Consider the following 22,832-nt stretch of genomic DNA (forward strand, 5'->3'; position numbering starts at 1 on the left):
TCATGTATTTATCAGCCCGACTCGATAAAACGGTACTTTTAAACGCCTTACTGTTCTTTATCTACTTCATGATATTGGTGTGGGTAAACAATAGCTATGTATATGTGTTGCATGAATACATGGGGGCAGCTGTTAAACCTATCAGCATCGGGCTGATCGTTTACCTCGCGGTTCTGGCTCCTGCTTGTGCGTTTTTATGTGGGGCCAGAGTCGAGAGGCCTGGTGATCTGGTTGTCACGTTGTTATTCCTAGTGGTGGCACCCCATGCCTTGGTGTTGGAGGCTGCAAACCAGTTTACGCCTGATGCGGTGCCGTGGGGGGGCGTCTCGCTAGGAGTGCTAGTGGGCATGCTGATCATTTCCTCGGCGAACAAACTCAGGTTCTATGAGAGTCAAAACCGGCAAAGCGATTCGCTCAGCAGGAACTGTTTGGCTATGCTCGCGTTGTTCAATGTCATGGTCCTTTTATTTATTTTTTTGAAAAGCGCTAGTTACTTTTCTTTTGACTTCTCTGAGCAATATGTGCGAAGGGCGCTGGCACGAGATGTCTTCCAGGCAGGCTCCGGAGCTGGCTATCTGGCATCCATCGGAACTCAAGCTTTTTTTCCCGTTTTGTTCGCATGGGGCGTATATCGAAAGTCTCGTGCATATGTGCTGTTGGGAGTGGTTAATGCTTTTGTTTTGTGGGGGGCATTCGGTCAGAAATATCCGTTCATGGTGTTGCTGCTGATCTATCTTCTCATGCAATACTTTCGCCGCTATGGCGGCGTTAAATTGTCCTGGCTCCTTGCAGGAGGCATTACATTTTTGCTGTTGGGGGCGGTAGAACATGAGGTTTTTGGTTATTCTTACCTAAATGACTACTTTGTGCGGCGAGCATTTATAGTGCCTTCGACACTTCTAGGTGCGGTGGATAATTTTGTTTCGTTGTTTGGCTTTAACTCATATAGCGACACGCTGCTCAGTTCGGTAATGGGGGTGGCTAAGTCAGAGCCTCTGACGTTTCGTATAGGTCAGGAGATTTTCAGTAATCCCCAGCTAAATGCAAACGTTAATTTTTTTGCAATAGCATATCTGCAGTCGGGTTACTCTGCAGTAGTGGTTGAGGCTGCATTTGTAGGCTCGGTTGTGATGTTGTTGAATTATCTATATATGCGTTATGGGGCCTTCATAACCATACCTGTTGGGCTGTTGTTCGCGACTAAGATTCTTGAACAGTCTCTTTTGACCGTGTTGATGGGGTCTGGTGTTTTTCTGATGTTGGCTTTCCTTGTGCTGGTATCTGTGCCGTTCACCTTTGGAAAGAAAGCCTATGAGCGCTAGTTTCTTCAGTCGGATAATTCGAGTTTTGATCGGGACGATTGGTGCTCAGCTCATTACCATGGGCGTGATGCTTCTGCTGGTTCGGCTATATACTCCAATCGATCTCGGTGAGTTTAGTGTCTGGCTTTCGTTCGCCACGATTGCGGCCGTTGCTGTTACTGGGCGCTATGAGATGGCGATTTTTAACTGCGGTGATCAGCGCGCGATTCAGGCACTATTGAAGCTGATCTTTGTGATTGCAATATCGTCGTCGGTGTTGATAGTCGGCGCAGCTTTGTTGTGGAACACCTTGGCGAAGGGCCTGCCAGCAGTAATTTCCTTGTTTTGGGTGTCGCTGGTTGTAGTTATATTTGGTATGGGTGTGAATAAAGTTGTTCTATCCCTGCTGACATATCAACAGGCATTCAATAAACTTGGTGTTTCTAGAGTCAGCTTGGCAGCTTGTATAGCAGTGGCTCAAGTGTCTGCTGCATTTTTTTTCAAGGATGTTTCTGGATTGATCTATGGACAAGTGTTTGGAGTCATCGCGGCGACTGGGCTTTCGTTGCTGTGGATCAATAGTGCTTGGCTCAAAGGCAGTATGAGTAGCGGTTGGCAATCTGCAAGGGACTTGGCTTCGCAACACAAGAATTTTCCGAAGTTTTCACTGCCAGCAGACTTGTTGAATACAGCGGCAAGTCAGCTTCCGGTCATATTCATAGCATCGCGTTTCGGCAGCGAGGCAGCTGGATGGTTTGCACTGACGCTGAAGATGATGGGCGCACCAATTTCTCTTTTAGCAGCGTCTGTGCTTGATGTGTTTAAAGAACAAGCAGCACGTGATTATCGGACCGACGGGAACTGTCAGCGTGTTTTTTTGAAGACATTTTATTTGTTGGCGGCACTTGCCATAATTCCGTTTGTCGTTTTCGCCTTCTTGGCTGAATGGGCCTTTGGTCTTGTGTTTGGCTCCGAGTGGGCTGAGTCAGGGCGATATGCGGTGTTGCTGATTCCTCTTTTCTTCATGCGCTTTGTCGTCAGTCCACTGAGCTATACTATTTATATCGCACAGAAGCAAAAGTTGGATTTGCTATGGCAGATAGTGTTACTTTTGCTTACGTGCGCCTGTTTTATGTTGTTCCAGGAGATTGATACAGCTCTCTGGTCGTATTCAGTGGGGTATGCGCTAATGTATATAATATATTTCTGGATGTCCTATCGTGCAGCGAAAGGAGATTCGCAATGATCGTTGTAGTTGACTATGGTGTCGGAAACATCGCTTCCGTACTGAATATGCTCAAGAAAGTTGGCGCGAAAGCTAAAGCCTCCAATTTGCCGGCCGACCTTGAACAGGCAGATAAACTCATTCTTCCAGGTGTAGGTGCGTTCGACGCGGGTATGCGAACCTTGCGTGCGAGTGGCCTGATAGACGTACTGAATGAACAAGTCTTGAGTGTGGGTAAGCCAGTCATGGGTATTTGCCTCGGATCACAAATGTTGGGTTGCCGGTCTGAAGAGGGGGAGGAGGCCGGTCTCGGTTGGATCGATATGGATATTGTTCGTTTTGAGAAACGTGACGGGCGAAAGGTTCCACATATGGGGTGGAACTACGTTAGCCCTTGTGTCGAACATCCTATCTTGGCAGGCTTGAATCAAGAAAGTCGCTACTATTTTGTTCATAGCTACTATATGTTGCCGCAATCAATTGACGATACATTGTTGGTGGCAAACTACGGCCAAGAGTTTGCGGCGGGTGTGATGAAAGGTAATATTTTTGGTTTTCAGTTTCATCCAGAAAAGAGTCATAAGTTTGGAATGCAACTTTTCAAGAATTTTGTGAGCCTCTAAATGATCAGGAAACGAGTCATCCCTTGTTTGCTGTTGAAAGATCGCGGCCTAGTAAAAACCGTTAAATTCAAAGATCCAAAATATGTTGGTGATCCCGTTAATGCGATAAGAATTTTCAACGAGAAGGAAGTTGACGAACTGGTTCTTCTCGATATTAGTGCGACGGCTGGGAGGCGAGAGCCTGACTTTGAGCTTTTAGCTGAGATAGCCAGCGAATGCTTCATGCCGATTTGTTATGGTGGAGGTATTACTAAATTAGAGCATGCGCAGAAGCTATTTGCTCTCGGTGTGGAGAAGGTTTCTATAAATTCCGCTTCGGCTGACAGCCTAAATTTGATTACGGCTATTGCGGAAGTGTATGGCTCACAGAGTGTGGTGGCTTCAATTGATTGCAAAAAGGGACTCTTCGGAGGATATTCTGTTTTTACCCATAACGGTTCGCGAGACATAAAGAAAACTCCTGTGGAGTTTGCGAAAGCGCTAGAGCAAGCAGGGGCGGGAGAGATTTTTCTTAATTCTATCGACCGCGACGGAACCCAAAAGGGGTACGATCTTTCACTGATTGCCAATGTTGTGAATAGCGTTCATGTACCTGTAGTCGCGTGTGGTGGGGCAGGATCTGTCGCGGATTTGAACTCTGTATTCGAATATTGCCAGGTATCTGCTGTATCGGCAGGCAGCCTTTTTGTATTTCATGGCAAACATAGGGCGGTTTTGATCAGCTATCCGGATATTCAATAAGGGTGTCGAGTGAAATACGTTCCGTTGTTTTTAATGTTTTTTTTTAGTGGTGCTTTTGGCAAGGAGGTCGGAGTTCACGCTTTTACCGCCTTCGATACTTCCGAAAACTTCTCGAGTGCTAACGGCTATGGAGTTGGGAAGGATGGTGTTCTTTTCTTTTCATATGGCCATCGATATGGGGGGTTAGGTGATTTTCGTAATCCTACATTTGTCGCAAATTTTGCAAATATTCTTTATCGTGAGATCTTAGCTGGAGATTCTTCAAAGAAAATTCTGTTCTTTAAGCAGGTAGACTACTTGCTGAAAAGTGCTGTTAAGGATAAGGCTGGCTATTATTGGGCGTTTCCGTTCGAAAACACCTACTATAGCGCGCCTCATGGGTGGTGGTCCGCTATGACAAGCGGTCGGGTGCTGGGAGTTTTAGCTAGAGCACATAATTTAAGCGGCGACATAAAGTATTTAAAATTTGCAGAACTTGTTCTTAATAAACTCGCTACCCCAGTCGAAGAGGGGGGGATGTCTACCTATGTTGGCGATGGTGGTGTGTGGTTGGAAGAGGTTGCCTACCATAATAGTCCGTCGTATAAGGTTCTGAATGGTCATATTTTTGCTCTAGCAGGCATATATGATTATGCTCTTTATACAGGTAATGAAAAAGCTCAAAAGTTGTTAAAGGGTGGCGTGAAAGCAGTCCGGCAAAGCCTCCAGGACTATGATGCTGGATTTATTTCTTATTACAGTTCGGCCAATGATAAGGGGCATCGTGGTTTTGCTGGTCGCAGCGACTACAATGGTATTCACGTGATGCAGATGCTTTGGTTGTATGAAGTTTCTGGTGATGGTTCATTTTTGGAAGAGGCTATTAAGTTTCAATCTTACGAATTAGATTACGGGGTGGTTACAGCGAGTTTTTCGACCAATGCTCAGACGCATGGGCCAGATAAGATGGATCTGAAATTTGGGAATAACTATTGGTCGTCTTCGACTTTTCCAGTTTCGGTCACAATCGACTTGCAGAAAGTAGAGGCTGTCAAAGGGGTGGGTCTCTTAGGGCACTCCGTTAATGGAAGTCCGAAGGATTTTTCAGTGTCAGTTTCCACTGATATGGAAAATTGGCAAAAAGTTGCAAAAGTAATTGGTAATAAAAAAGAGCGACACAGCATTCCGTTTACTTATTTGGTAAATACTCGCTATATAAAGTTTGATATTCTTTCAGATAATGGGAATAAAAACGTTGCTTTGGATGGTGTCGCTGTGTTTAAGGCGAGACCGGAAAAGTATGTTGTTGATAGGTGTAATTATTCCGTTTCGCTTAAGAAGCTATCAGATGGCGATCATTCGACAGGGATTCCAGTGCGATGTCCCGGTTGGCTGTTAATACCGAGTGTTGAAGTGAGTAGAGCTGATTTAGCCATCGACGTCAGAAAAGCAAATGCAAAAAAAGATGCTAAGTTGCAGCTTGAGTATTCAAATGATCTTGTATCTTGGAAGGTTTATTCTTCCTTGCCTGTCATTGAGCGAACTGTGATATTTGAGAAAATTCCCAAGGCGTCGTATTATAGGGTGAAGTTCGATCAAGCTGTTTCCGTGATTAACGAATTTTATTGAGGTGTATAGTGACTCAAGTATGTACACGATGCGTGATGGATACCTCGGATTCACAGATTGTCTTCGATGAAAATGGTGTATGTAATCACTGCTGCAAGTTTGACCAGGTTCAGAGTCAGCAGTTATTCGCTGATGGCTCAGGTTCTCAGCGGCTTGAGAATATAGTGGCGCAAATTAAAAAAGATGGTGCTGGCAAGGAATATGACTGCATCATCGGATTGAGTGGTGGGGTGGATAGCTCCTACTTGGCTTTGAAGGTTAAAGATTACGGCCTGCGCCCCCTTGTTGTACATGTTGATGCGGGCTGGAATAGTGAGCTTGCAGTTAGTAATATTGAGAAAATAATAAAGTTTTGTGGTTATGATTTGCATACTCATGTGATGAACTGGGAGGAGGTTCGAGATTTGCAGTTGGCCTATATGCGTGCAGCTGTGGCGAATCAGGACGTTCCGCAAGATCATGCTTTTTTCTCAAGTATGTATCATTTTGCTGTTAAGAATAATATAAAATACATCCTGAGTGGAGGGAATCTCGCTACCGAGGCGGTATTCCCTGAGTCTTGGCACGGCAGTGCGATGGATGCTATTAACCTCCGGGCTATTCACAAAGCGTATGGTGAGAGCCCACTCAAGGACTACAAGACTATAAGCTTTTTCGAATACTATTTTTGGTATCCTTTTGTTAAGGGTATGCGCACCGTGCGTCCGCTCAACTATATGAATTACAATAAGGCTGAGGCTGAGATGTATCTGCAGGAAACTGTCGGTTATCGGTCGTATGCGCGTAAACACGGCGAGTCGATTTTTACCAAATTGTTTCAGAACTACTATCTTCCGGTGAGATTCGGATATGACAAGCGCAAACTCCATTATTCCAGCATGATCCTTTCCGGGCAGTTGACCCGGGAGAGCGCGCTGGTCAAACTTGCAGAGCCTTTGTATGATCCCGAAGAGCTTGAAGCTGATATTGAATATTTTTGCAAAAAAATTAGGATATCTCGATCACAATTCGATGAGCTCATGAACACCCCTATTCATGACTATTCTGATTTTAAGAATTGGGACGGCTTGCAGCGTATGGCCAAACGCGCTCAAGGACTGGTGCAAAAGCTCATGGGTAGAAAAGTTCGGATCTATTCCTGAGCTCATAGGTAGGTCATATAATGAAAATTGTTCACCTGACGTCTGTTCACTCTCGATACGACATCCGCATTTTTCAAAAACAGTGTCGGACGCTTTCAGGGGCTGGTTATGACGTCACGTTGATCGTTGCCGATGGCAAGGGTGATGAACGCATCAATGGCGTGCAAATTTTAGATGTTGGCAAGCCAACTGGCAGGCTACAGCGAATCTTCAAGGCTACGCAGCATGTTTATAAGCGTGCACTGTCGCTGGATGGTGACATATATCAATTCCATGATCCTGAATTGCTTCCGATCGGTGTAAGGCTTAAGAAAGCAGGCAAGGTTGTCATTTTCGATTCGCATGAAGATGTGCCAAAACAGTTGCTGAGTAAGCCATACTTGCCTCCAATGATTATGCGCTTGATCTCTGTGGTCTTCTCGATTTACGAGCGCTTCGCCTGTAAAAAGCTTGATTATATATTTGCAGCTACTCCGTTTATTCGCGATAAGTTCTTGAAAATAAACTCGGCGAGCCAGGATATTAATAATTTTCCGATGATTGGCGAGCTGGATGCTGCGTTGCCATGGGATAAGAAAAATAACGAAGTTTGTTACGTTGGGGGCATAGCTTCCATACGAGGTATTGCAGAGGTTGTAGAGGCTTTTGCGCATACCACCGAGAGAGTGAGGCTCAATCTTGTTGGGCGCTTCAGTGAAAGTGATGTAGAGCAGCAGGTAAAAAAGCTTTCAGGTTGGGGTTCAGTCAATCAACTTGGTCAGTTGGAGCGCACTGGTGTCAAAGAGGTGCTTTCCAAATCACTCGCGGGGCTAGTAACATTTCATCCATTGCCTAATCATGTTGATGCTCAACCGAATAAGATGTTTGAGTATATGTCGGCAGGTATTCCTGTTATTGCCTCTGACTTTCCTCTTTGGCGTCAGATTATAGATGGCAGTAATTGTGGTGTTTTGGTTGATCCAATGAATCCTCAATCGATTGCGATGGCTATAGATTCCCTTGCAAGAGACCCCGGGCGAGCGAAAGCTCTCGGTGAGAATGGTCGAGCCGCAGTGAAGGCTAAGTACAATTGGGATATTGAGTCAAAGAAATTGCTGGCTTGTTATGCACAACTCTCCAATAAGGTAAAAAAATGAAGATTCTGACAGTCTTAGGTGCTCGACCTCAGTTTATTAAGGCGAGCGTTGTGTCCCACTTCATTTCGACGCTTCCGGGAGTTGAGGAGGTCGTTGTTCACACCGGTCAACATTTCGACTCGAATATGTCTGACGTCTTCTTCCAGGAACTGGGCATGAACACGCCAGCTTATCAGCTTGACATCCACGGCGGCGGCCACGGTGACATGACTGGTAGAATGCTCATTGAGGTCGAAAAGGTATTGCTTCAAGAGCGTCCCGATGCAGTCCTTGTCTATGGGGATACCAACTCTACGCTCGCTGGCGCATTGGCTGCCATCAAGCTGCATATCCCTGTCGCTCATGTCGAGGCTGGCCTGCGTTCGTTCAACATGGCCATGCCTGAAGAAGTGAATCGGATTCTCACTGACCGCGTATCGCGCTGGATGTTCACCCCAACCGCTACTGCTGCGGATCACTTGAAAGCCGAGGGTGTCAATGTAGCCAGCATTATCCCGGTGGGTGATGTGATGTACGACGTTGCCAAGTTCCACGGTAAACGTGTCGATGCCAGCGGGAGGGTCATGGCCAAGCTTGGTCTGAAGGAGGCCAGCTTCGTGTTGGCAACTGTCCACCGCGCTGAAAACACTGACGATCCTGCACGTCTTACAGCGATCGTTGAAGCATTTCGCGATTTGTCTACTGACTTGCCGATCATTTGGCCAGTGCACCCCCGGACCAAGGCAGTGCTTCAAAAGCGCGGGCAACTGGATGATATGCCAGCGAACCTGCAACTCATCGAGCCAGTCGGTTACCTGGACATGGTTCAGCTTGAAAAGCATGCTGCACTTATTGCCACAGACTCGGGCGGTGTCCAGAAAGAGGCCTTCTTCTACGGCGTCCCATGTGTCACCTTACGTGATGAAACCGAATGGGTCGAGTTGGTCGAGTCGGGCTGGAATCGGCTGGTATCGCCGAAGTCAGCACAGGAAGTGGCATCTGCCGTTCGTCAGGCGCTGGGTAGCAAAGGCGAGGCAGTACAGCCTTACGGTGAGGGTAATGCAGCAGAGCTGATCATCCGACGCCTTGTCGAGGACCTTGCTGTATGAAGAACGTCTGGATTCTTAACCATTACGCCCAGGAGCCAGGAGGGGCCGGCGGTACCCGGCATTACCAACTGGCGAAAAACCTGCCGGCACATGGTTGGGAGGCGTCAATTGTTGCCGCCAGCGTGGAGCACCAGTCTGGCAAGCAGCGGCTTGCGGATTCCGAAACTACCAGGCTCGATCAATACAGTGGTGTTCCATTCCTCTGGCTTAAAACCTCGGAATACAAAGGCAACGGCACGGCGCGTATGCGTAACATGCTGGAATACACTTGGCAGGTAATCAAACCCGGCAAGCTTTCGCCTTTGAAAAAGCCCGATGTCATCATCGGTTCGAGTGTCCACCCGTTCGCGGCGGCTGCCGGTGCAGTACTTGCGTGGCGCCATAAGGTTCCCTTCGTTTTCGAAGTGCGGGATCTCTGGCCGGAAACGCTGATCGACATGGGACGGTTGGAGCGTAACAGCTTCATTGCCCGCTCGCTTCGGGTACTAGAGAAGTGGCTATACAAACGCGCTAAACGAATTGTCGTACTGCTGCCCAAGGCGCACGAGTACATAGTACCCATGGGCATCGATCCGAAAAAAATTGCCTGGATCCCGAACGGGGTCGATCTTCAGGACTTCCCGTGCCCAGGGGATAAAGTGTCAGAGGATGAGTTCACGCTGATGTACTTTGGTGCGCATGGTCCAGCCAATGGGTTGGATAATGTGCTGCGTGCACAGCAAATCATCGAGCAAAGACCTGGAATGTCCAATGTTCACCTTCGGATTATTGGTAACGGCCCATGCAAAGCCGAGCTGATCACCATGGCTGAGAAGTTTGGCCTCAAGCGTGTCAGCTTCGAAGACCCCGTACCTAAACGGGAAATTCCCGCACTTGCTGCACAAGCGGATGCATTCGTCTTCAATCTGATCAATGCCCCGGTGTTCAAGTACGGCATTAGCTCGAACAAGTTATTCGATTTCATGGCCGGGCAGCGACCAGTCCTGTTCTGCTGTGATGCGGGCAACAACCCCATCGAGGACTCCGGGGCAGGATATACCGTTCAACCGGGCAACCCGGAGGCTTTGGCTGATTCGGTAGCCAGGTTAACTCGGTTATCAAATGACGAGAGGGCTGCAATGGGACGTGCTGGCCGGCGCTATGTCGAAGTCGAACATGGCTTCGATAAGCTTGCAGGTAGCTTAGCGCGTTGCCTCAACGAGGCTTGTGGGTCCAGCAGATGAAAAGATTTATTGATTTCGCCGGGGCATTGATCGGTTTGATCCTGTTGTCTCCGGTCATTCTGGTTGTTGCGGTGCTGATCAAGCGCAAATTGGGGGGGCCGGTATTGTTTCGGCAGGTCCGCCCGGGGTTGGGCGGCAAACCATTCGAGATGGTCAAATTCCGCACCATGCGCGACGCCTATGACAGTAACGGTGTTCCATTGCCCGATTTACAGCGCATGACGCCATTCGGCAGCTTCTTGCGCTCCAGCAGTCTGGATGAATTGCCCGAGTTATGGAACGTGCTCAAAGGTGAGATGAGCCTTGTAGGGCCCAGGCCATTGTTGATGGAATATCTGCCGCTCTATAACGAGCGCCAGTACCTGCGGCATCAGGTGCGACCGGGTGTAACCGGCTGGGCTCAGATCAATGGGCGAAACGCGTTGGGTTGGCCGGAAAAATTCGAGCTGGATGTTTGGTATGTAGAAAATCGCTCGCTTTGGCTAGACATCAAGATTATCGCGCTGACCGTCAAGAAAGTTGTGAAGAAAGATGGTATCAGCGCCAGCGGCGAGGCCACCATGTCTAAATTCACGGGCAACAAGTGATGAAAAGGCTTGCCATCCTTGGTGCTAGTGGGCATGGGAAAGTAGTTGCGGATACCGCGGAGGCCTGCGGCTGGACAGAGATCATATTCTTTGACGACACATGGCCCTCTCGTACCTCCAATGGTGTCTGGGGTGTAGTTGGTACGGGCAAGGACTTTTTTGAGAAAGCCCACGAGTTTGATGGGGTTGTCGTTGCCATCGGCAACAACGCTATACGCCAGTCGAAGCTCGCAACTCTGGTTCAAAAGGGTGCTACGCTGGCTTCGCTTATCCATCCAGCCGCTTACGTCAGTCGATATGCCACTGTTGGCGCCGGAACTGTGGTTTTCGCCGGTGCGGTCCTTAATGCTGGCGCCACCGTGGGGGTAGGGGTGATTTTGAACACAGGTTGCAGCGTTGACCATGACTGCATCCTTGGTGATTCTGTCCATATCAGCCCAGGCGCCCGGCTTGCCGGTGGTGTGTCGGTAGGTCAGTGCTCATGGGTAGGAATCGGTGCTTGCGTAAAGCAGATGATCAACATCGGTGCAAATGTGGTGGTGGGCGCTGGAGCCGCAGTCGTATCCGATGTGGACGAGGGGATGACTGTGGTTGGTGTGCCCGCCCGAGCCCTGGAATAATTGCAATAATTTAGTGATGCGGCTGTAGACTGTGTAGTACAGCCGTTTGCATGCTTGCCAGCTTAATGAATCAGGATTAATTCAATGCTGAATACCCCCTTTTCTCCATGGCCATCGTTCTCCGAAGAGGAAGCAAACTGCGCGCGCGATATCATTTTGTCCAACAAGGTCAATTACTGGACCGGACAGGAATGCCGTCAGTTCGAGCGTGAGTTTGCCGCTTGGGCTGAGACTGATTTTGCAGTCGCTGTTGCCAATGGTACGGTGGCGCTGGACTTGGCTCTGCTGGCCCTAGGGATCGGGACAGGGGACGAGGTTATCGTGACCTCTCGAACCTTCCTGGCCTCGGTATCCAGCATTATCAATGCCGGTGCTGTTCCGGTTTTTGCCGACGTAAACGCCGACTCTCAGAATATCGATGTATTCACTATCAGCGCAGCACTGTCCTCCCGCACCAAGGCTATCATCTGCGTTCATCTGGCGGGATGGCCATGTGACATGGACCCAATCATGGCCCTCGCGGCTGAGCGTGGTATTCGTGTAATAGAAGATTGCGCGCAGGCGCACGGCGCACGTTACAAAGGCCGAGCCGTCGGGTCCATTGGCGATATCGGCGCTTGGTCGTTTTGCCAGGACAAGATCATGACCACTGGCGGTGAAGGCGGCATGGTAACCACGAACGATCGTGAGCTATGGTCGAAAATGTGGTCGTTCAAGGATCACGGCAAGAGCTGGGAGGCTGTCTATGAGCGTGAGCATGCCCCTGGCTTCCGGTGGCTACACGAGAGCTTCGGTACCAATTGGCGGATGCTTGAGGTACAAGGCGGCATCGGCAGAATTCAGCTGAAGCGTATGCCTCAATGGCATCAGTCGCGACTGGACAATGCTCGCCGCATTTGGGATTGCGCCAAGAGCCTACCTGGGTTGCGAGTTCCTGAAATCCCATTCGACTGCGTGCATGCTGCCTATAAGTGCTATGTGTTTGTGGAGCCCAATCAGCTTGCCGAGGGCTGGGGCCGTGATCGCATTTTGAACGAAATCAGCTCGTCCGGGGTGCCCTGCTTCTCAGGCTCGTGCTCTGAGGTCTATCTCGAAAAAGCATTCGACGGGACTGGCTGGCGGCCGGAGCAAAGCTTGTCTGTGGCCCAACAATTGGGGGAAACCAGCCTGATGTTCCTGGTCCATCCCACCTTGACGGATGCTGAGATGGCAAAGACTTGCGATGTGTTGACCAAGGTCATGCACGAGGCTGCTGGTCGATGAAATTCTGGTCGTTCACTTGGCGGATGTACGCTGAGTGAGTGGGCCCCTGATTTTGATTTCTTGTTTTCGGTCGGATCACCGCCGGGGCCAGGAAGCTTGAATGAAAATGGAATAGGAAGGGATCTGGTTTGGTTCGGAATCAGGAGAGTAAGCGGATGACAGATAAGCTGCGTACGGGGATGTTGCTGTTGCCCCGGCGCTACAAACGCGCCCTCCAGGTTGGAACCGACGTGCTATTGGTTTGGTTCGCCTTGTGGCTGGCGTTTTTGGTTCGGCTTGGAATAGATGAGATCTATCACCCGCTGCGTTTGCACTACTGGTTGTTTTTGGCTGCGCCGATCATCGCTATACCTATTTTCATCCGTTTCGGTATGTATCGTGCGGTGATGCGCTATTTTGGCAATGATGCGTTGATTACCATTGGCAAGGCAGTATCACTATCGTCATTGATCCTAGCCTTGGTCGTTTATTGGCACAGTAACCATACGGCAGTCGTTCCCCGCTCCATTGTGTTCAATTACTGGTGGCTGAGTCTGGTATTGATCGGTGGGCTTCGCCTGATCATGCGTCAGTATTTCCTAGGTGATTGGTTCGCCGCCAGGCAGCATGTGCCTTTTACCAACCGTGATAATGGTTTGCCGAAAGTTGCGATCTATGGTGCTGGAGCCGCGGGGAATCAGTTAGTCGCTGCCCTGCGGATTGGTCGCATGATGCGTCCAGTCGCTTTCATTGACGATGACGAGAGTGTCGCGGATCGAATTATTTCTGGACTTCAGGTATTTCGTGGCAATGACATTCAGAAAATGATTGACGCGACGGGGGCCGAAGAAATCCTCTTGGCCATCCCGTCCGCAAGTCGTGTCCGTCGCCGCGAAATATTGGGGTTGCTTGAAAATTTCCCATTGCATGTACGCAGTGTTCCTGGGTTCATGGACTTAGCCAGTGGCCGAGTTAAAGTCGATGATATCCAGGAAGTCGATATCGCTGACTTATTGGGTCGCGACGCCGTTCCGGCCCAAGAGGATCTACTTGCCCGCTGTGTTACAGGTCAAGTGGTCATGGTGACCGGGGCTGGTGGGTCAATCGGCTCTGAACTGTGCCGTCAGATTCTCATGCTTGAGCCCAAAGCGTTGCTTTTGTTTGAGCACAGCGAGTTCAACCTCTACAGCATTCACGGCGAATTGGAGCAGCGCATCCGCCGAGAGTCGCTACCTGTACGTTTGGTACCATTTCTGGGCTCAATCCGTAATCAGAAACATCTCATCGACACCATGTCAATGTGGGGCGTCAATACCGTCTATCATGCTGCCGCTTATAAGCACGTCCCTATGGTGGAGCACAACATTGCTGAGGGTGTCCTGAATAATGTCATTGGTACGTTGAATACTGCGCAGGCAGCACTTCAGGCTAATGTAGCGAACTTTGTACTGATTTCGACCGATAAAGCAGTGCGTCCAACCAATGTGATGGGTAGTACCAAGCGCTTGGCTGAGCTTGTTTTGCAGGCTTTGAGTAAGGAGGTCGCACCGGTATTGTTCGGGGATTCCAATAATGTTGCCAGAGTGAATAAAACTCGCTTCACGATGGTGCGTTTCGGCAATGTGCTCGGGTCGTCGGGATCGGTGATTCCATTGTTCCATAAGCAGATCAAGGCCGGTGGACCGTTGACTGTCACTCACCCAAAAATTACCCGTTACTTTATGACTATTCCTGAAGCCGCCCAACTGGTCATCCAGGCTGGATCAATGGGGCTGGGGGGGGATGTATTCGTGTTGGATATGGGCGAGCCTGTAAGAATCGCGGCGTTAGCTGAAAAAATGATCCACCTATCCGGCTTGAGTGTCAGGTCCGAAAAGAATCCTCATGGTGATATTGCTATTGAATTCACAGGGTTGCGACCAGGGGAAAAACTATACGAGGAGCTGTTGATTGGTGACAATGTGTCTCCTACTCAGCACCCAATGATCCTGACAGCAAGTGAAGATCTTTTGACTTGGGATGTACTCAGGGATCGTCTGGCACTTTTGCTCAAAGCAGTCGAAGCTGACGATTTTACAGTTGTTCGTCAGTTGCTCAGAGAACTGGTAAGCGGTTACACACCCGAGGGGGAGATTGTGGACTGGGTATATCAGCAGCGCTTGAAAGATATCTAGTGTCGTGAGCGGTTAGTTTATTTTCTAACGTGCAACGATATACTGTGCATCCCGCGCCCCGAGATGGTTCCTGGCATGCCTCGTCCAATTGCCCCCTTTGCACTGCAACCCGCCGACGTTCTTACGCTTCAAGGTTGGCTGCGCGGGCGCGGATACTGCTTTTGCTCAATGAAGAGGTGACGCCCATCGCCATCTGTGGGCAGTTACAGATCGTATCGATCCATGAACCCCACCACTCATGCGCTGAAACTGCCATGGCGAACACCTACCAGCCCCAAATCGCTTAACTGCCTGGCTGTTAGGATAAACCCGCTCCTCCACGTCCATGCAGCCGTCGCTGTGGCACCCCGAAGCCCCACCCCAGCCGCAATGCACCCCTCCCCACACCCCAGGGTTTTCCCACCCCCCCAACCCGCGTATCATCCGCACACACAAATCTGAATATTCCCACGCCAGCCCCAGACCAAAAGTCTTGCGTCCCCCGCGTGCTTAGCAGCTTCAGATACCCAGACAATCATCAGTGACGTACAACGACCGGCCAGATACGTGGCCAGGCCAGGCATGCCGGCTGTCCGACGGATGGGACGGTGCCCGATGAGATTTGAAGGAATAGGTTTTGATCAAGCGTAGAAAGGTTGCAATCGTTGGTTGTGCGTACCGTTTCCCTGGCTCTTCCAATGCCGGCTTCTGGCAAAACCTGATGGAAGGGCGTGACTTGGTCACCCAGGTCGACCCGTCGCGTTGGGACAAGAACGAGTTCCTGCACCCGGACAAGGCCAGCCCTGCGACCAGCTACACCTTCGCCTCAGGCACCCTGGGCGATATCAGTGCCTTTGACGCGGGCTTTTTCAGCATCTCGCCGCGTGAAGCCGCAATGATGGACCCGCAACAGCGCATGCTCCTGGAAATGTGCTGGGAAACCTTCGAAAACGCCGGGATCAAGCCGTCCAGCCTGCGTGGCAGCAACTGCGGCGTGTACCTGGGCATTGCAGGTGTCGAGCAGTCCTACCGCCTGGTCGAGGACCTGTCGTCCATCGATGGCGCCACCGCCACCGGCAACACCATGAGCATCGCGGCCAACCGGCTGTCGTTCTTCTACGACCTGCGCGGGCCGAGCATGGCGATCGACACGGCATGTTCGTCGTCGTTGGTGGCCTTCCACCAGGCCTGCCAGGCCATTCTCAGCGGTGATGTCGACCAGGCCGTGACCGGCGGCATCAGCCTGCACATGCACCCGTTCGGCTTCATGATCTTCGCCAAGGCGACCATGCTGTCGCGCACCGGGCGTTGCCAGTCGTTCGACGAAAACGGCGACGGCTATGCCCGCTCCGAAGGCGGCGGGCTGTTCCTGCTCAAGGACTACGACCAGGCGGTGGCCGATGGCAACACTATTCTGGCTGTGGTTGCGGCCAGCGCGGTAAACACTGATGGGCGCAAGTCCAGCCTGACCCTGCCCAATGCCGAGGCCCAGGCGGCGTTGCTCAAGCGTGCCTACGAACAGGCCGGCATCGCTCCCGAGCAGTTGGACTATCTCGAAGCCCACGGCACCGGTACCGCCGTGGGTGACCCGATCGAAACCCGTGCCATCGGTGAAGCCCTGGGCCAGGCGCGCGGTGGCGGCAACCCGCTGCCGATTGGCTCGGTAAAGAGCAACATCGGGCACCTTGAGGCGGCCTCCGGGGCGGCCGGCCTGATGAAGGCACTGAACTGCCTGACCGAGCGCACCGTGCCCGCCACCATTGGCGTGCAGGCGCTGAACCCGAATATCGCCTTTGCCGACCTCAACCTGCAGGTAGTCACCGAGCCCTTGCCGCTGAAAGCCGAAGGCCAGCTGACCGTGGGTGTGAACTCGTTCGGCTTTGGCGGGGCCAACGCCCACGTCATCCTGCAAAGCCCTGAACCGCAGGCACCTGCTGTGGCAGCGGCCGGTGGCCAGCGGGTGCCGTTGCTGCTCAGTGCCAAGAGCGAAGAAGGCCTGCGCGCAACTGCAGAACGTTTTGCCGCCTACCTGGCTGGGCAGCCACAGGCCGACTACTACGATGTCGCCTACCAGGCCATGTACCGCCGCGATGCACACAGCCACCGCCTGCTGCTGGTCAGCGACAATGCTGCCGAAGCCGCCCAGGCGCTGGATGACTACGCCCAGGACCCGACCCTCAGCGAACTGAGCGCGGTACTGGAGGCTGGCCAGGCGCTGGATGGCGCCTCGGCGCCGGTATTCGTGTATTCCGGCAACGGTTCGCAGTGGCAGGGCATGGGCCGGGCGATGCTGGATCAACCGCTGTTTGCCGCGGCAGTGGATGAAGTGGATGCGCTGTTCCAGCCCCTGGCGGGCTACTCGCTGCGTGCCGAGTTGCTGGGCGACAATGGCGAAGGCCGTTATGCCCGCACCGAAATCGCCCAACCGGCGCTGTTCGCCCTGCAAGTGGCGGTCACCCGGGTACTGGCTGCCGAAGGCGTTCAGCCGGTTGCGGTCATCGGCCATAGTGTTGGCGAAGTGGCCGCGGCCTGGGCCAGCGGGGCGCTGAGCCTGGAGGATGCCACCCAGGTAATCTACCACCGCAGCCGCCTGCAAGGCTTGACCCGTGGCACCGGGCAGATGACCGCGGTGGGCCTTGCGGGTGAGGCCACGGCGCAGCTGATTGCCGAACTGAAGCTGGACGACCGCCTGGTCGTCGCCGGCGAGAACAGCGCCCGTGGCGCTACCGTGGCCGGTGAAGTAGACGCCCTGGCGTTGCTCGAAGAGGCCCTGGGCGAGCGCCAGGTATTCGCCCGCCGCCTGGACCTGGACTACGCCTTCCACTCGCCGGCGATGAACCCCATCGAACAGGCAGTGATCGCCGACCTTGCCCACATTCGTCCGCGTGCCACAGATATTCCGTTCTATTCCACCGTTGTTGGCGGGCAGCTCGCCGGCGAGCGCCTGGACAGCCACTACTGGTGGCAGAACATTCGCTTCCCGGTGCTGTTCCAGGGGGCGCTGGATGCCGTGGTGCGCAGCGGCCTGAACCTGTTCGTCGAAGTGGGGCCGCATGCGATCTTGCGCAGCTACGTCACCGATGTGCTGGCCGAGTGCGAACAACCCGGGCAGGTGATTGCTACCCTCAAGCGCAACGACCACAGCCCGTCGCTGCTGGAGCGCACGGTGGCGCGCCTGCTGATTGCCGGTGTCGAGCCACAGTGGCAGGCCCGCTTCCCGGTGACCGGGCGCCAGGTGCGCCTGCCGAACTATGCCTGGCAGCGTGACCACTTCAGCTTGCCGGTCAGCGCCGAGTCTGGCAGCCCGCTGGGCCGCGAGCGTGTGCACCCGTTGCTCGGCTACCCGGTAGCCGACCTGGCATTGACTTGGGAAAACCGCCTGGACACACATCAGTACCCGACGCTGGCCGACCACAAGGTCGGTGAGTCGGTGCTGTTCCCGGGGGCAGGCTTTACCGAACTGGCCCTGGCCGTGGCGCAATTGCACCAGCCGGGTGAGTTCGTCGACATCGAAGAACTGGAAATTCACAACCCGCTGCTGCTGAGCAGCGAGGGCAGCAAGAAAGTACGCGTGCAGGTCGAAGAAGCCGACGGCACCCTGCGCATCAGTTCACGCACGCTGATGCAGCGCGAAGACTGGGTACAGCATGTGGTCGCCCGCTTGCCGGGCGAAGCCCGCGGCGTGCTACTGGACACTCGCGCACCGGCGCTGCCAGCACGCCCGGCCGACTTTACCGGCGAGCAGCACCTGGCATTGACCTGCGCGGTTGGCCTTAACTACGGCCCGGCCTACCAGACCGTGGCTGCGGCCTGGGTGGAGGCGGAGCGGGTCGTAGCCCAGCTGGCCGTGCCGCCCGCCATCGAGCACGAACTGGCAGATTTGCACCTGCACCCGGCGCTGCTGGATGGCGCCTTCCAGCTGATTACCGAACTGCTGGCCAGCCGCCCTGGCCGTAACGACGGCCTGGCATTCATCCCGGTCAAGCTGGGGCGCATTGCGTTCACCAATGCGGGTGGTGTGCCGGTGCTGGCCGAGGTGCGTCAGCGCAAGCGCACCGCGCATTCGCTGTTGGTCGACCTCACCCTGTTCGATGCCAGCGGCGCTGCGGTGCTGGCGATCAAGGACGCGCGCATGCGCGCCGTCCGTCTGCAGTACGACCGCACTGGCGATATCAAGCGCATGGGCCATGTGGGCCTGGCTGCCCCGGGCACGGTCGTGCCGTTGCAGCGTAATGCCGTGGCCCGCACGCCGTTGGCCGATGCCCTGCAGTGCCTGGCCGACGAACCGGCGCAGGTGCGTTACCTGAATGAAGTGGAGCCGCTGCTGGACGTGCTGTGCAGCAGCTTTGTGCTCGATGCCGTCGAGCAGGCCGGTGGCCGCCTGAGCGCCGAGCAGGTGGCACTGTGGTCGCAGGCCCAGGGCGACTTCCTGGCGGCCCTGCTGCGCCACGCCGAGCAGGACGGCAGCCTGCTGCGCAGCGCCGACGGCGGCTGGCAGCTGGCCGACCTGGGCGAGCGCCCAGCGTCGGAGGCCATCTGGCAAGAGCTGTTCCAGAGCTACCCCGAGTACTTCCAGATTATCCATACGGTGGGCCGTATCGGCCGTCACCTGCCGGCCTTGCTCGATGGCAGCGTGGTGTTCGACACCCTGCAGCCACGGGAAACCAGCGCTGCCAGCCTGGCACGCCTGGTGCTGGGTTCGGCGGGGCAGCAGCACATGCTGAGCGGGATTGGCCAGACCTTGGCCGAGCGCCTGGCGCAATTGCCGGCCGGCCAGCGTTTGCGTGTGCTGGAAATCGGCTTTGGCGGCACCTCGTTTGCCGAACTGCTGTACGCGGGCCTTGATTTCGACCGCCTCGATTACGCCTACTGCGTCGCCGAGCCCGAGCTTGAGCAGCGCCTGGGTGACGACTGCCCGGCGCTGGAGGTGCTTGGCCTGGAGCAGTTGCCCGAAGCCGGAAGCTTCGATTGGGTGCTGGTGCCTACAGACCTGGGCGCCCTGGATGCGGTGGGCGATGCCCTGCGCCTGGCCTGTGCCCAGCTCAACCCGCACGGCCAGCTGGCGTTGCTGGGGCAGTACCCGGCACGCTGGGCCGATTTCGTCTTTGGCGCCCAGCCCGAGTGGTGGCTGGCCGGCCCGCAGCAGGCCCTGTCGCGCCAGCAGGCCCCGGCGTTCTGGAGCCATGAACTGCAGCGCCACGGCCTGACTGCGCTGCGCACGCTGGAGGCGTTGCCGGGCAGTGCCTGCGGCAGCTACCTGCTGCTGGCCGACAAGCCGGCGGCGGCGGAAGTTGTGCCAACCGTGGCCGTACAGCGCTGGGCCGTGCTCGCCGAAGCCGGGCAGGGCACGGCCCTGAGCCTGGCCGAGCAACTGCGTGCCCAGGGCCAGCAGGTCGACCTGCTGCTGCCAGGTGATGCCCAGGCGCTGGCCGCCCAGCTTGGCGCCCTGGGCCAGGCACCGGAACACGTGCTGCACCTGGCTGGCTTCGACAGCGCCGCTGGCCTGGATGGCCAGGCCGAGCGCTGCATGCAGGCTGCTGCGCTGGTGCAGGCCTGTGAATCGCTGGCGATCGCCCCGCAGTGCTGGCTGTTCAGCCGCGGTGCTGCCGAACACCTGTACAGTGCCGATACCGCTGCTGACGTTTCGGCCATTGCCGACGCCGCGTTGTGGGGCTTTGGCCGTACCCTGGCCAACGAATCGCCCAGCTGCCGAGTTCGCCTGCTCGACCTGGCCCACTCGGCACCCGTCGAACTGGCAGTGCCAGCGTTGCTGCACGCCGATGACGAAACCGAGGTGGCCCTGGATGCCGAAGGCCAGCGCTATGTGCCGCGCCTGCGGGTACTGGCTGGCCAGCCGCGCAGTGCGTGTGGCGAGGCGCAGTGGATATGCCTGGGCTTCGACCTGCCAGGCCAGTTGCGCAACCTGCGCTGGGAAGTGCGCGAGCCGCGTCAACCGGCAGCGGACGAACTGGACATCGCCGTGCGCGCCACTGGCCTTAACTTCCGTGATGTGATGTTCGCCCTTGGCCTGCTGTCGGATGAAGCCATCGAAAACGGCTTCTCCGGCCCCACCCTGGGCTTTGAGTTTGCAGGTGTGGTTCAGGGCAAAGGCAGCGAGGTAGTCGGCGATTTCGCGCCTGGTGATCGCGTGGTGGGCTTTGGCCCCTGCAGCTTCGCCAACCGCCTGGTGACCAACGCCAACGCCGTGGCACGCATCCCCGAGGGCATGTCGTTCGAGGCGGCGGCGACCATTCCGAGTACCTTCTTCACCGTGTACTACGCGCTGCATCATTTGGCGCGCCTGGAACCTGGCGAGAAAGTGCTGATCCACGGCGCCGCGGGTGGTGTGGGTATTGCTGCGATCCAGATCGCCAAGTGGCTAGGGGCGGAAATCCACGCCACCGCAGGCAGCGATGAGAAACGCGATTTCTTGCGCCTGCTGGGCGTGGAGCATGTGTACGACTCGCGTTCGCTGGTCTATGCCGACCAGGTGCTGGCGGCCACTGGCGGGCGTGGTGTGGACGTGGTGCTCAACTCGCTGGCCGGCGAGGCAATCAACCGCAACTTCCAGGTGCTGAAGCCGTTTGGCCGCTTCCTGGAGTTGGGCAAGCGCGACTTCTACCAGAACACCCGTATCGGCCTGCGCCCGTTCCGCAACAACATCAGCTATTTCGGTATCGATGCCGACCAGCTGATGAGTGAGCGCCCGGCGCTTACCCGGCACCTGTTCGCCGAGATGATGGGCCTGTTTGCGCAGGGCATCCTGCACCCGTTGCCGTTCCGCGAGTTCGACGCCAACCAGGTGGTCGAAGCCTACCGCTACATGCAGCAGGCGCGGCAGATTGGCAAAGTGGTGGTGACCTACGCCAACCCCATCCAGCAAACCGTCGACACCCGTGCGCAACCGGCGCGGGCACTGCAACTTGCCGCCGATGCCAGCTACCTGGTCACCGGTGGCCTGGGCGGCTTTGGCTTGCGCACGGCGCAGTGGCTGATCGACAAAGGTGCCCGCCACCTGGTGCTGCTGGGCCGTCGTGGCCCGGCCAGTGCCGAAGCCCAGCCGCTGCTGGCGCAGTGGCACGCCCAAGGCATCGATGTGCAGGCAGTGGCCTGTGACATTACCGACCGAGAGCAACTGCGCGGGGTATTCGAGCGCATCGCCGCCAGCCCATGGCCACTGCGTGGCTTGGTGCACGCCGCGACGGTGATCGACGACAGCCTGATCCGCAACCTCGACGGCGACCAGTTGTGCCGCGTGCTGGAGCCCAAGGCCAAAGGTGCGCAGTACCTGCATGAGTTGGCCCAGGGCCTGGCGCTGGACTTCTTCGTGATGTTCTCCTCGGCCACCACTTTGTTCGGCAACCCTGGGCAGGCCAACTATGTGGCGGCCAACCACTGGCTTGAAGCCCTTGCGCGGCACCGTCGCGCCCAGGGGCAGGCGGCCACCGCCGTGCTGTGGGGGGCCATCGACGATGTTGGTTTCCTGGCGCGCAACAGCCAGATCAAGGACGCCCTGCAAAGCCGCATGGGCGGCTCCGCACTGCGGGCCGAAGCCGCCCTGGCGCAGCTCGAGGCCATGTTGCTGGACGGCGACAACGGCCACGGCGTGCTGGAGCTGGACTTCAAGGCGCTGTCGCGCTTCCTGCCCAGCGCCGTTACGCCACGCTTTACGGAACTGGCCCGTGCCTATGGCGGCGACCAGGAGGATGAAGGCAGTGGCGAGGACATCCAGCGCATGCTGGCGGAGCTTGATGATGCCGAGTTGCTCGAACGCTTCGCCGAGATGCTCAAGCACGAGGTGTGCGAGATTTTGCGCCTGCCGCCGGCACGCCTGGACGCCCAACGCCCGCTGCAGGAGCTGGGCCTGGACTCGTTGATGAGCGTGGAGTTGGTGGTGGCGCTGGAGGAGCGTTTTGGTATTCGCCTGCCGGTGATGGAGCTGAGCGACAGTTCCAGTATCGACAAGCTTGCCGCGCGTTTGCTGGAACTGTTGCGGGGTGACGCAAGCAACAACGAAGAACAGCTGGCGCAGAATGTGCTTGCCCGTCACGGCAGCGAACACAGTGCCGAAGAGTTGGCGCAGATGAACGCAACCTTGGCCGACACCAGCGCGGCACCTGACCGATTGATTGATTAAGAGCGC

General features: G+C 55.1%; 14 protein-coding genes. All 14 read left to right on the top strand.

Annotated elements, in window-relative coordinates:
- The first annotated feature begins 2 nt into the window (after positions 1-2).
- Positions 3-1,322 carry a hypothetical protein gene (locus TZ03_RS07705; RefSeq protein WP_177328444.1) on the top strand — a complete coding sequence of 440 codons (1,320 nt, stop codon included), beginning with the start codon at positions 3-5 and terminating at the stop codon, positions 1,320-1,322.
- Positions 1,312-2,547, top strand: coding sequence for an oligosaccharide flippase family protein (locus TZ03_RS07710; protein WP_051096748.1), 1,236 nt, complete (start codon positions 1,312-1,314; stop codon positions 2,545-2,547). The genes TZ03_RS07705 and TZ03_RS07710 overlap by 11 nt, the downstream gene beginning before the upstream one ends.
- A complete protein-coding gene (gene hisH, locus TZ03_RS07715) occupies positions 2,544-3,149 on the top strand; it encodes an imidazole glycerol phosphate synthase subunit HisH (protein WP_051096749.1) in 606 nt (201 codons plus the stop codon). Before TZ03_RS07710 ends, hisH begins: the two co-directional genes overlap by 4 nt.
- Positions 3,150-3,890: an AglZ/HisF2 family acetamidino modification protein gene (locus TZ03_RS07720; RefSeq protein ID WP_051096750.1), complete on the top strand. Its 741-nt coding sequence runs from the start codon at positions 3,150-3,152 to the stop codon at positions 3,888-3,890.
- A 9-nt stretch (positions 3,891-3,899) separates the two neighbouring features.
- On the top strand, positions 3,900-5,498 hold the full coding sequence (locus tag TZ03_RS28475; protein ID WP_082056566.1) for a D-glucuronyl C5-epimerase family protein: 1,599 nt from the start codon (positions 3,900-3,902) through the stop codon (positions 5,496-5,498).
- An 8-nt stretch (positions 5,499-5,506) separates the two neighbouring features.
- On the top strand, positions 5,507-6,640 hold the full coding sequence (locus TZ03_RS07725) for an N-acetyl sugar amidotransferase (RefSeq protein ID WP_082056567.1): 1,134 nt from the start codon (positions 5,507-5,509) through the stop codon (positions 6,638-6,640).
- Positions 6,641-6,660: 20 nt separating this feature from the next.
- Positions 6,661-7,776 carry a glycosyltransferase family 4 protein gene (locus tag TZ03_RS07730; RefSeq protein ID WP_051096752.1) on the top strand — a complete coding sequence of 372 codons (1,116 nt, stop codon included), beginning with the start codon at positions 6,661-6,663 and terminating at the stop codon, positions 7,774-7,776.
- Positions 7,773-8,864, top strand: a complete 1,092-nt coding sequence (gene wecB, locus TZ03_RS07735) for a non-hydrolyzing UDP-N-acetylglucosamine 2-epimerase (protein ID WP_051096753.1) — start codon at positions 7,773-7,775, stop codon at positions 8,862-8,864. The genes TZ03_RS07730 and wecB overlap by 4 nt, the downstream gene beginning before the upstream one ends.
- A complete protein-coding gene (locus tag TZ03_RS07740) occupies positions 8,861-10,087 on the top strand; it encodes a glycosyltransferase family 4 protein (RefSeq protein WP_051096754.1) in 1,227 nt (408 codons plus the stop codon). Before wecB ends, TZ03_RS07740 begins: the two co-directional genes overlap by 4 nt.
- Positions 10,084-10,674 carry a sugar transferase gene (locus TZ03_RS07745; protein WP_051096755.1) on the top strand — a complete coding sequence of 197 codons (591 nt, stop codon included), beginning with the start codon at positions 10,084-10,086 and terminating at the stop codon, positions 10,672-10,674. Before TZ03_RS07740 ends, TZ03_RS07745 begins: the two co-directional genes overlap by 4 nt.
- Positions 10,674-11,294, top strand: coding sequence for an acetyltransferase (locus TZ03_RS07750; RefSeq protein WP_051096756.1), 621 nt, complete (start codon positions 10,674-10,676; stop codon positions 11,292-11,294). The genes TZ03_RS07745 and TZ03_RS07750 overlap by 1 nt, the downstream gene beginning before the upstream one ends.
- Before the next feature lie 84 nt (positions 11,295-11,378).
- Positions 11,379-12,557, top strand: coding sequence for a DegT/DnrJ/EryC1/StrS family aminotransferase (locus TZ03_RS07755; RefSeq protein ID WP_051096757.1), 1,179 nt, complete (start codon positions 11,379-11,381; stop codon positions 12,555-12,557).
- A 155-nt stretch (positions 12,558-12,712) separates the two neighbouring features.
- Positions 12,713-14,710, top strand: a complete 1,998-nt coding sequence (locus TZ03_RS07760; protein WP_051096758.1) for a polysaccharide biosynthesis protein — start codon at positions 12,713-12,715, stop codon at positions 14,708-14,710.
- 616 nt (positions 14,711-15,326) lie between these two features.
- Positions 15,327-22,826: a type I polyketide synthase gene (locus TZ03_RS07765; RefSeq protein ID WP_051096759.1), complete on the top strand. Its 7,500-nt coding sequence runs from the start codon at positions 15,327-15,329 to the stop codon at positions 22,824-22,826.
- Positions 22,827-22,832: the final 6 nt, after the last annotated feature.

This window comes from Pseudomonas sp. 10-1B, from assembly GCF_000935045.1.
Taxonomy (GTDB): domain Bacteria; phylum Pseudomonadota; class Gammaproteobacteria; order Pseudomonadales; family Pseudomonadaceae; genus Aquipseudomonas.